6 protein-coding genes and 1 pseudogene are annotated in these 11,181 nt (G+C 70.6%); 5 read left to right on the top strand and 2 right to left on the bottom strand.

The genetic code is table 11. The features are described 5' to 3' along the window. From AOK24_RS16135 to AOK24_RS16145, 3 genes and pseudogenes are all read left to right on the top strand, one after another. Window positions 1-568: pseudogene (locus AOK24_RS16135) on the top strand (class I SAM-dependent DNA methyltransferase); the annotation flags it as partial. Window positions 569-661: 93 nt separating this feature from the next. After that, on the top strand, window positions 662-2,200 hold the full coding sequence (locus AOK24_RS50710; RefSeq protein ID WP_055720775.1) for a restriction endonuclease fold toxin-2 domain-containing protein: 1,539 nt from the start codon (window positions 662-664) through the stop codon (window positions 2,198-2,200). A 29-nt stretch (window positions 2,201-2,229) separates the two neighbouring features. Continuing rightward, window positions 2,230-2,673, top strand: coding sequence for a hypothetical protein (locus AOK24_RS16145; RefSeq protein WP_055720776.1), 444 nt, complete (start codon window positions 2,230-2,232; stop codon window positions 2,671-2,673). Between the two features lies 1 nt (window position 2,674). On the opposite strand, the gene AOK24_RS16150 is transcribed toward AOK24_RS16145, so the two are convergent. Together AOK24_RS16150 and AOK24_RS16155 are read right to left on the bottom strand one after the other, a co-directional pair. Continuing rightward, window positions 2,675-2,926, bottom strand: coding sequence for a DUF397 domain-containing protein (locus AOK24_RS16150; RefSeq protein WP_055720777.1), 252 nt, complete (start codon window positions 2,924-2,926; stop codon window positions 2,675-2,677). Further along, window positions 2,923-3,837, bottom strand: coding sequence for a helix-turn-helix domain-containing protein (locus AOK24_RS16155; protein ID WP_055720778.1), 915 nt, complete (start codon window positions 3,835-3,837; stop codon window positions 2,923-2,925). The genes AOK24_RS16150 and AOK24_RS16155 overlap by 4 nt, the downstream gene beginning before the upstream one ends. Window positions 3,838-3,986: 149 nt before the next feature. On the opposite strand from AOK24_RS16155, the gene AOK24_RS16160 reads away from it, so the two are divergent. Together AOK24_RS16160 and AOK24_RS16165 are read left to right on the top strand one after the other, a co-directional pair. Then, window positions 3,987-4,517 (top strand): ATP-binding protein, encoded by a 531-nt coding sequence (locus tag AOK24_RS16160; RefSeq protein WP_055720779.1) that lies wholly within the window; start codon window positions 3,987-3,989, stop codon window positions 4,515-4,517. Between the two features lie 188 nt (window positions 4,518-4,705). Further along, window positions 4,706-11,181, top strand: a 6,476-nt coding sequence (locus AOK24_RS16165; RefSeq protein WP_055720780.1) for a DEAD/DEAH box helicase, incomplete at its 3' end; no start/stop codon positions are given.

An 11,181-nucleotide genomic window follows, 5' to 3' on the forward strand; every position in this document is an offset into this window, starting at 1 on the left:
CCTCCGCACCCTCCGCCTGAACGCCCAGACCAACGCCTACGCCCCCCTCTGGCAAGAACTCCACGACCCCGCCTGGCAGCAGGACACCTGGGCCAACCGCTGGCCTGCGGAAACCCCCTCCCTCGCTCACGGCGTAACCCCCAGCTGGACCCAAGACACCCCCCTCCGTACCGAGTTCACCCGCCGCGCAGCCCTCGTCGAGATCGATGCCCTGGTCGCCGTCTGGCTCGGCATCAGCGCGGACGAGCTCGTCGCGATGTACGACGCGAGGTTCCCTGTACTCCAGCAGTACGAGGAGAACATGTGGTTCGACGCGGAGGGACGCCGTATCGCGAAGGCGCATCAGCAGCACGGCTACGGTCAACCCAAGGACGCTTGGAAGCAGTTGAGCTCGGCGGAAGGCTTCCCGGAGCTGGCCAGCAATGTCCCGGACGGCTATACGGCCCCTCTCTACCGAGTGAACCGCAAAGCCGAAATGAAGGCAGCCCACGAGGAGTTCACCCGCCGTCTCCGCGAGGCAGGATGGGAGCCCGGAGACACGAGTGCACCGGAGGCCACGGGGGACTGACCGGATCCGGGGTCGCAGGGATGCCCCCACACCCTCACCGTTCGCAGACGTGTACGGTGCGAGGGGCATCCGGCGCGGCTCTACGGGGGAGTCTTGAACCTACGGCACCAGACGGAGAACTTCGTCAACGCGTCCTGGACGATGGTCGGCTTGCGTGACCTGATCTACGACATGCTGAGCCTCCTGTTCACGGAACTGAGCACGAACGGCGGCATGGCCGGGGACGGCGAAGCGGGCCGCGCCTTCGCGAAGGTGTACAAGGCAGCCGTGACGACGGTGTTCGACAAGGCCGGCTTCGCCCACCAGGTCATGGCGAACGGCGCGGGCGCCCTCGTGAAGGCGTCGGAGGAATTCCTCAAGCAGGAGAGCAAGATCGCGGCGGAACTCCTGGGGCAGAGCCCGCAGGGCCCGGGAATCGGCCCGCAGCCCACAGGCCCCGACTGCAACCAACGCGCGAGCCACAACGCCGAGGACCTCCCCGAGGTCGTGGGCGAGACGAGCGGCGTCGACCAGTACCTGTTCAACGAACGCTTCCTCGGCCAGCCGCAGAAACTCCGCGCGGTGGCGGCGACTTGGCGTGAGGCGTCCAAGATTCTCGCGGACGCCTACTGGGACTCCGACACGGCATGGAAGACCGCGCACCTCGACCAGGTCGGCGAGGCGGCCGACGCGGTCCAGGGCTTCTTCGAGAAGTTCGTCGGCAAGACCCCGCCACCGGGCACGGTGGGTGAGAACGAGACCCTGATGGCCAACCTCCCCACGGCCTGCAAGATGATCGCCGACGCCTGCGACGCGTACGCCGACCACGTGGAGACGGCGAAGCAACGCCTGCCGTACGAGGAGACGTCGCCGACCAGTGATTTCCAATGGCCGTGGGAGCAGCCGAGGTTCGGCGGCGACGGCCGTGACGGCGGCCTGCACGAGCTCGTCGCGGGAGATCTGCGTATAGCCTCGCTGGGTAACATCCCGGCCGCGCTGGACAGTTCGAAGGCGCGCGTGCCGATGCCGCAGCCGGACAACGGCGGCTTCCTGCCGGGCCTGCCCCCGTTCCTGGCACCGCTGATCCGCGTCCCCACGCTCGTGCCGGTCGCCTACCGCCCCGCCAACGGCCCCCGCGTCCAGCCGATCCCACCGACCACACCACCCGACCCGCGCTTCCCGCCGCTCGATGCCGCGCAGCAGCAGAAGTTCGGCACCTGGCTGAACTCCCTTCGGGAGGGGGACATTTCAGGTGGCAGGCCGGCGGAGGTCGCCTACCAGCGGCGCGTCGCCGGATACCCCGAGTACGAAGTACCCATCCCGGCCGGTTACAGCAAGAACAGCACCCTGATGGTCGACGGGTTCCGCAACCTCGACGGTATGGCGGTCGAGGCGAAGTACGTCAACAAGCCGAACCAGCCCTGCTACCGGTCCCTCGAAGAGCTCCGCAAGAATCACGCGACGGGGAAGAAGGACTTCCTCTTCACGTCCGACCGCGAAGAACTGGGCAAGTACGCCGCCGCGTTGAAGGATCCCCGGAACACGGAGATGCGAGGCGTCGAGACGGTCACCAACAACCAGGACTCCGTCCAGTACTGGCGCGTCATGATGGCCGCGTACGGCGTCAAGGGCACCGCCCGCTACGTTCCCTGACCCCCACCGACAGCAGAGAGAGCAGCGCCATGGAACCCGACGAGATCGCCGAACTCCGCACGATGTACGTCTTCACGCCGCCGGAGGGCCAGACCTGGGGTCTGAGTTACGAGAGGCTGGAAGCCGCGCTGCGGGAGCGGGACCCCGAGGTGTTCGTCCGGGTGGACGATGCTGTCGAAGGGCCGGTGAAGGGCTCGTCAATGCACTTCGGGTTCACCCTCGAAGGCGAGGAGTTGGAGGGCTTCGCGCGGCTGAACACGGAAGGCGTGGCGGTGCAGGACAGCACCGCCCGAACGGCCGCCACGTTCGTCCTCTGGCTCAGGAACACCGTGGTGCCGCCGGGCGGTGTCGTCATGTTCAACACGAGGTGGGGCATGGAGGACGACCTCCCCGAGACCCTCGTCCCGGACGCGACCCGCCCCCGTATCGCCGCGGCGTTCATGGAACACCTCGTCGAGACGGGCCTCGACTGACCTACAGGGTCGCCGTGAACTCGGTCCACGCGGAGGGGGCGAGGGCGAGTTGGGGGCCGTCGGTGTCCTTGGAGTCGCGGACGTGGACGGTGTTGGTGCAGGCTGCGAACTCAACGCACGCATTGCCCTCGGTGTCGCTGTAGGTGCTCTTGCGCCAGGCGACTTCCACGCACGCATTCCCTTCGGCGTCGCTGTAGCTGCTCTTGAACCAGGCGAGGCCGGAAGTGGTGGTTGAGGGCTCGGCGTTGTTCATAGTGATCCCAGAATCCCTTCGATCTTCTTCATCGACTCCCGGGACGGGAGAGCCTGCGATCGCATGATCCCATAACGGGCGTGTGCCAGAGTCGTCTGACCGAGGTCGGTTTGGAGCGAAGTGACCCCAGCGACTTCGCTGTACAGGAACAGCTTGCCGTCCTTGCGCCGCGTCAGAACGATGAACGGGCCGCCGAAGCCAGCGTTCTCCTCGCGGTCGAAGGGCATGACCTGGATCTCGACGCTCCGCTGCTGGCCGACCATCAGCAGGTGTTCCAACTGCCCGCGCAGCACGTTGATTCCGCCGTACGGCCGCAGGAGAACCCCCTCGTCGATGATGAAACTGAGGTAGGGCGCGGGCCAGCGGTTGAAGATCTCCTGGCGGGCCAGTCGTGCGGCGACCCTCTGCTCAATGATGTCGTCGTCCAGGAGCGGGCGGCGCATTGCCATCAACGCCCGCATGTAGTCCGGGGTTTGGAGGAGGCCGTTGACCATGAACGTGTCGTACATGAGCAGCTCCATGGCGGTCTTCTCCAGCGCCGCCATCCCCTGGAACGTCGCCGGATACTGCGCGCGGTCCATCTGCTCCTTCCACGCGCTCAACAGCCCGTTCGCGTGGAGGACTTCCTCCGCCTTGTCGATCGTCTTGCCGCTCATGATGCGGCGCCCCTGCTCGAACGACGCGACCGTCGCCGCCGAGTAGCCGATCCGCGCGCCGAACGTCTCGCGGTCCATGCCCTCCCGTTCGCGCAGGGTCTTCACGGTCTGGCCGAACGCGATGACGAGGGCCTTGCTCGTCGCGTCGGGCTGGAGACCGGCCTCTTCGTCGTCCCCGAAGAACAGGGAACCGGTGTCTTCTTCGTTGTTCCGGGGCTCTTCCACCCCGACCTTCGTCCTCGTACGCTCCGTCATGGGATCACCGCCTCTCCGGACCAACTCCCCAGGGGGAACGTTGGTCACGCCGCGCGACTCGTACACGGTCCTACACCGCGCGTACAAGCCGATCAGCGTCGGTGCGTCACCACTGGTGACGGTACGCCACGAAGGGGACCGTAGGGGGCATGACGAACGAACCCGGTGTCCCCACCGGCCCCACGCAACACACCGCTCCCCCTGACCACTTGAGCAACGGCGGCACCCTCGCGCCGCCCGCCGAGCAGTACTTCGAGATGAGGTTCACGTCCACGCGGCGGGGCGCCCGCCTCGCCCGCCGCTTCGCCGCCGTGCGCCTGCACGAGTGGGGCATCCCGTACGGCTCGGACGACCACGACGCGATCGTGGTGATCGTCGCGGAGCTGACGTCCAACGCGGTGCGGCACGGCCATGTCCCCGGCCGGGACTTCCACTTGAGGCTCCAGGTCGCGCGGCGGCTGGAGACCGCGCGGGTGGACGTCACCGACACGCGAGGCGAGCGGCTGCCGCCGAGGCCGGCGAGCGTCGTCGTCGGGCGGGACCCGTACGTGTCGCTGGACGGCCGGGGGCTCGTCCTGGTCGCGGGGCTCGCGGCGCGGTGGGACTGGCACCTGCGGGCGGACGGGCCCGGGAAGACGGTGTGGGCGGAGTACTCGCTCGGCAGTACCGGACTTATGTGAAGACAAGACGGTTCGCGTCACCCGGCCTCCCGTCCCGAGTCCCCTGAAAGGTCCTGATCCCGCCGCGACCCGGCAGTGATGTCAGAGCTCCGCCGTAGAGTGGAGGTCTGATCGATTCTGATCGCCGTGGTTCTGTTCCGGGCGGTCGGGACACACCGGGACACGGGACACGGGGGCCGCAGCGCGTCATGAGACCCACACTCGCCGCACAGGCACTGCGCGAAACGACGGTCGAGTACTTGACGACGACGTTCGCGCTGGCCGAGCCCGAGACGCAGGACGCGCTGGAGGAGTTCCTCACCGACCCGGCCGACGGCCTGTTCCGGGGGCCCTACCTCCGTATCCGGCGCCCCTTCCGCCCGGCGGACGACGGCTGGCAGCGACACCTCGACTGGTCCCCGCGCGACCTCCCGCTGCCGTACGCCCATCAGGCCGAGGCGTTCGCCCGCCTGACCAGCAAGGACGGGCACCAGCCCCAGCCCACCCTGGTCACCACCGGCACCGGCTCCGGCAAGACGGAGTCGTTCCTCGTCCCCGTACTCGACCACTGCCGTCGGGAGAAGGCGGCCGGGAAACCGGGGATCAAGGCGATCCTCCTCTACCCGATGAACGCGCTCGCGGGCGACCAGGCGGACCGCCTCGGCGACCTGCTGGAGGACCACCGGCTGGCGGACGTCACGGCCGGTCTGTACATCGGCGAGGCATCCGCGCGCGGGACCACCCCGTACCAGCGGGTCATGGTCGACCGGGCCGAGATCCGCCGCAACCCGCCGGACGTCCTGATCACCAACTACAAGATGCTCGACCTGCTGCTCCAGCGGCAGCAGGACGCCTCCCTGTGGCGGGACGCCGACCTGGCGTACATCGTGATCGACGAGTTCCACACCTACGACGGCGCCCAGGGCACCGACGTCGCGATGCTGCTGCGGCGCCTCGCGGCCGTCGTCGGAGCCGCCGAGGACGGCCGTCCGCTGGGGTCGATCTGCCCCGTGGCGACCTCCGCGACCCTCGGCTCCGGAGACGCCGCGAGCGGCCCGCGCGCCATGCTCACCGTGGCCTCCCAGGTGTTCGGCACGCACTTCCCGGACGACGCGGTGGTGGGGGAGGACCGACGCGACATCGAGGAGTTCCTGTCCCCGGTCGACCACTCCCTGCCGGTCCCCTCACCCGCCGAGCTGGCCGGGCTGCCGGACCCGCAGCCGACGCCGGAAGGGCTGGACGCCATCGCCCGCGCGACGGTCGGCTGTGACGCCTCCGACGTGCACGAACTGGGCCGACGACTGCTGGCCCACCCCCTCACCCACGTACTGCTGCGCACCCAGGACGCGCCCCTCACTCCGCAGGCGCTGCTCCGGTCCTTCCCCGACGGGACCGCCTGGCGCGCCGCCGTCGAGCAGGACCCGCCGACCGCCGCCAAGGCCCTGGCGCGATTCGTCGCGCTGATCTCCGTCGCCCGCGACCCGAAGTCACCCGCCGAGAAGCCGCGTCCCCTGCTGCTCATCGAGACCCACCTCTGGCTGCGGTCGCTCTCCCGCGTGCTCCGCTTCGTCGCCCCCGACCCGGCGTTCTCCTGGGCCGACGAGGAACAGGCCGCTCTCACCCCGGAGAACACCGACGCCGGACGGCAGGCCCTGGCCGCCGCCGCGCAGGCGGAGCGGCGCGGAACCGCGCGGCGGTCCGGCCGGCTGCCCGCCGCCTACTGCCGGCACTGCGGCCGCTCCGGCTGGTCGGCGATCTGCCCCGACCGCAACCCGCAGAACCTGGTCCACGCACCGGACGAGATCTACCGCGCCAGCGTCGCCGGCGGAGCGGCCAAGGGCCGCGTCCGGGCGATGATCGCCGCCACCCCCTCCGAGGCCGCCGAGCAGGCCCGCGCCGTCCGCGCCCGCCGCGCCGCCGCCCGCCGGGGCCGCCGCGCCGCCCATGACGCGACTCTGCTCGTCCTGGAGAACAACGGCGAGAACCTGCGCAGGCTCGACCCCGACGAAGTCCTCCTCGACGACGACCGGGTGGCCGAAGCACCCGAGAACGGCGTCTACGTCTGGGCCTGGTTCGACAACCAGGAACAGAGCGACTACGCCAAGCAGGACCGCTGCCCCGCCTGCGGCCAGACCCAGGGCATCCGCTTTCTCGGCGCCGGCATCGCCCCGCTCGCCTCCGTCGTCGTCACCCAGCTGTTCACCGGCGGCGAACTGCCCGCCGAGGACGACCAGGGCAACGACCGGCGCAAGACACTGATCTTCAGCGACTCCGTGCAGGACGCGGCCCACCGCGCGGGCTTCGTCGCCAGCCGCTCCTGGAAGTTCTCCCTGCGCGCCCTCGTCCGGCAGAGCCTCAGCGACCGCGTCGCCGCCGAACCGGAGCTCGCGTCCGCCGGCGTCCCGCTGAACGAGCTGATCGCCTCCCTGATCACCATTGCCGCCGAGAAGGACCAGCTGGCCTCCGTCGTACCGCCCGACCTGCACGACGAGCGCGCCGTCAAGCGCCTGCTCGACGGCAAGAAGGGTGTGGCGAAACCCACCTGGAAACTGGTCGGTGAGCGCCTCGCCTTCAACACCTTGCTGGAGTTCGGCCTCTACTCCCGCCTCGGCCGCACCCTGGAGCTCACCCGAACCGTCGCGGCCGAGGTCCACCTGCCGGACCCGGAGGCGGCGGCCAACGCGGCGGAGGCCCTCTACCGCCGCACACTGGCGGACCAGCAGGCGGAGCAACTGCTGGCGGTCGACCCCCCGGCCGCCCTTCCCGGCGAGGACGACCCGGACCGCCTCCGTTACTTCGAGGGGTACGTGCGCGGCCTCCTCGAACACCTCCGCCAGTCCGGCGGCATCCACCACGAGTGGCTCGACGAGTTCATCGACAAGGAAGGCGGCGACCGCTACTCGATCTCCCTCGGCCGTCCCACCGGGATGCCCTCCTTCGGCCGTCCCCCGGCCGAAGCTCCCGCGTTCGTCCTCGTCGGTGCCCGCGGCAGGACCGACTTCGAGCGAGTGGACGGCCGCGCGAGCTGGTACACCGACTTCACCCACCGCTGCCTCGGCCTGGACGGCGACGCGGCGGGCGCGTACCTCGCGGCGCTCTTCGAGTACCTGGCCGACGACTCGATCGGCGCCCTGGCCCGGCGCCGCACCAGCCAGGACGACAGGCAGCGCGAACACGGCGTGTACGGACTGACTCCCGGACACGTCCGGGTCCGCCTGCTCGACGACGACGAGACCGCGCTCGCCGCCCTCACCTGCCCCCACTGCGGCTGGACCCAGACCGTGCCCCCGGAGCGCGCCGACGTCTGGCAGGGCACGAGGTGCCCGCTCAAGCGCTGTGAAGGCACCCTCACCCGGCCTTCGACCGAGGCAGGCGGGCGCGCGGCCCGTGACCACCGGTTCGACTACTACCGGAGCCTGTACCGGGACACCGAGCCGTACAGCGTGATCGCGGCCGAGCACACCGGCGTCCTCAAGCGCCGCGAGCGGGAAGACGTGGAGAAAGGTTTCCGGCGAGGCCGGCACACCGACCCGAACGTGTTGTCCTGCACACCGACCCTCGAACTCGGCATCGACATCGGCGACCTGGAAGCGGTGGTCCTCGCCTCCCTGCCGCCGTCCACCGCCGGATACGTCCAGCGCGTCGGCCGCGCGGGCCGCAAGACGGGCAACGCGTTCATGGTGACCCTCGCCGACACCAGCCCCCGCGCCCTCTACCACCTCGCCGAACCGCAGCACCTCATCGCCGGCCCCATCCTCCCGCCCGGCTGCTTCCTGTCCGCCGGTGAGCTGCTGTGCCGCCAGTACACCGCCTACCTCATCGACCGGGCCGCCCGCGGCACCCTGGAGAAGGTCCCGCCCCTGCCCGACCGGCTGACCCAACTCGTCGGCCGGACCGGCTGGCTGAAGACCTTCCGCGACGCGACGGCCGACCGTCTCGACCTCGCCGACGCGTTCCTGCGCCTGTTCCCCGACCTCGACGGCGTCCCCGGCTCCGGGGTCTCCAGTGACGCCCGCAAGACGCTCCGGCGCTACGCCCAGCGGGGACTCGCCGGGAAACTGGACGAAGCCCAGCGGGCCTGGGAGGAGCAACGCGCCGAACTCGTCCGGCGCCGGGCGCAGATCAACGAGGCGGCCGACGCGCTCCAGGAGTCCGTGACCGACGAGGCCCGCGAGAAGCGCGTCCTGGGCCGCGAGGCCGCCGGCATCGGGAAACTCCTCCAGACCATGGCCCAGGCGGACGCCCAGGGCTTCCTCGTCGAACACGGACTGCTGCCCAACTACAGCCTCGTCGAGAACGGCGTACGCCTGGAGGCCCAGCTCACCTACAAGGAGCCGGCGGCGAGGGGACGCGCCGAGGCCGAGTCGCCCAAGTCCCGGTGGAAGAACGAACCCCGCACCTACGAGCGCCCCGCGGAGTCCGCCCTCACCGAACTCGCCCCGGGCAACGCCTACTACGTACGCGGCTACCGGCACGAGATCGACGGCTTCGATCTCGGCCCCGTCCCGAAGGACTCACCCGACGGCACCCCCGTCGGACTGCTGACCTGGCGGGTCTGCCGGGAGTGCGGCCACGTCCGCACCGGCGACCGCGCGGAACAGGACACCTCGCCCTGCCCGCGCTGCGACGGCCCCGGCATCGGCGGCCGCAACGCCCTGCACCGCGTGGTCGTACCCCGCAAGGTCACCGCCCACGACAAGCGGGACGACGCACGCATCATCGACGACCGCGAGAGCCGTATCCAGACTCCGTACACGACCGTCGCCGCCGTCGACGTCGACCCCCGGAACATCAAACGGTCCTGGCGCCACCACCAGGCCACCTTCGGCTTCGACCACGTCCGCGAAGCGGTCATCCGCCGCTTCAACCTCGGCAAGAAGCGCCAAGGCCGCCGCAACGACACCCACTTCGCCGGTGCCGAGGTGACCCTCACCCAATTCACGGTCTGCCCGCGCTGCGGCGGCGCCAGCGACCGTGAGCCCGGCCAGGGACCCGCCCAGGACACCCTCGGCCAGTCCCTGCTCGGCCGCTCCGACCTCGCCCACCACCGGCCCTGGTGCGTCGTCAGGCGCCGCGACAAACAGGCGCATCCCGAGGACGTCCAGGTCATCACCGCCACCGAGCACCGCACGGAGGCGCTGCGCATCCTCCTGCCCGCCGCCACCGTCCACGTGCCGGAACGCCTCGCCTCCTTCTCCGCCGCACTCCACCTCGGCCTCGCCCTGCGCTACGGCGGCGACCCGGCACACATCCGCTCCACCCCCGCCACCGAACCCGACCGGCTCAGCGGCCTCACCCGCAACTACCTCGTCCTGTACGACGCCCTGCCCGGCGGCACCGGCTATCTGCACCGTCTCGTCGACCGCGAAGGCGAGGAGTTCCGCGCCGTACTCGCCGCGGCCCAGGAGAAACTGGCCCACTGCCCCTGCAAGAGCCCGGCCCTCCGCCGCCGGGCCTGCCACCGCTGCCTGCTGCCCTACGCCCCGGAGCGGGAGTACAAGAACATCGACCGGCAGGAGGCGCTGTGGATACTGGACGGCCTCCTCGGCACGGACGGCCACAGCGACTGGGACGTCCGCAGGGACTCCGCCGACGCCGAACTCGCCTACCCCTTCGCCAAGCTCGCCGAGAGCGACCTGGAACGCCTCTTCAACGACTGCCTCAGGCGCTGGCTGGAGCAGCTCGGCGACGATGCCCCCGTGGACCACGCCTCCACACCGACCGGCCGCCCCGGCACCCAGTTCACCCTCACCCGCCCCGGCGGCGGCCAGGTCCGCTGGGAGGTCGTCGCACAGAAGGACCTGCACGACCACCGAACCCGCCCCGACCTGCTGTTCCGGCCTGTCGCCGAGGACACCAGCAGTGGCGACGCACCGCCGGTACCCATCGCCGTCTACCTCGACGGTTACCGCTGGCACGCCTCCTCCCGCACCAACACCATCGCCGCCGACGCCGCCAAACGGGCCCGGCTGCGTGCCGACGGGATACTGGTCTGGCAGATCACCTGGGACGACGTCGTCGCCTGGGACCGGGCCCTGCGCAACGAACCCGCCCGGGACCCGGACGCCCCCGCCGACCCGATCGACGCCGTCATCGCCGGCCGCGACGCCGACGCGGCCTGGCCGCCCTACGACGTGACGGCGGTCGGGGGACCCGGAGCGAGGGCGCGCGAGCAGTGGCGGAAGGCGGACCGCGACCCGAAGGACGTGGACCTGCTCTTCTCCGGGGCGATCCCCGCCCTGCTCGGCTTCCTGCGCGACCCCCGGCCGAACAAGTGGCAGCAGCTCGCCCAGCTCCTCGTCAGCGCCCCCGCCGCCGTGCGGCAGCGGGAACTCGTCGACGCGGACCCGGCTGATGCCGTCGGCTGGATCGAGGCTGCCGTACGGGGTGAAAACCTTCCGGCGGTCTCGGGACAAGGGCTCAAGCTGCTGTCCTACAAGGACGATTCGGGGCTTCCGCTCGTGCTCGTCGGGGCCCGGCGCGCCGAGGGCAAGGCCCTGAGGTGGAGCGCCCTCGCGGTGCTCGACGACAGTGACGACGCCGTCGCGGGCGACTCCGCCGAGCATCGGCGCCGCTGGAAGGCGTGGCTGTGCTGGGGGAACATCGTCCAGTTCCTCGACCCCACGGGCACCGGTCGGGCCGACGGCCTGCTCCTCGCGGGTTCTGCCCTCGGCGCGCCGGGCCC

Source organism: Streptomyces niveiscabiei (assembly GCF_001419795.1).
GTDB classification, from domain to species: Bacteria; Actinomycetota; Actinomycetes; order Streptomycetales; family Streptomycetaceae; genus Streptomyces; species Streptomyces niveiscabiei.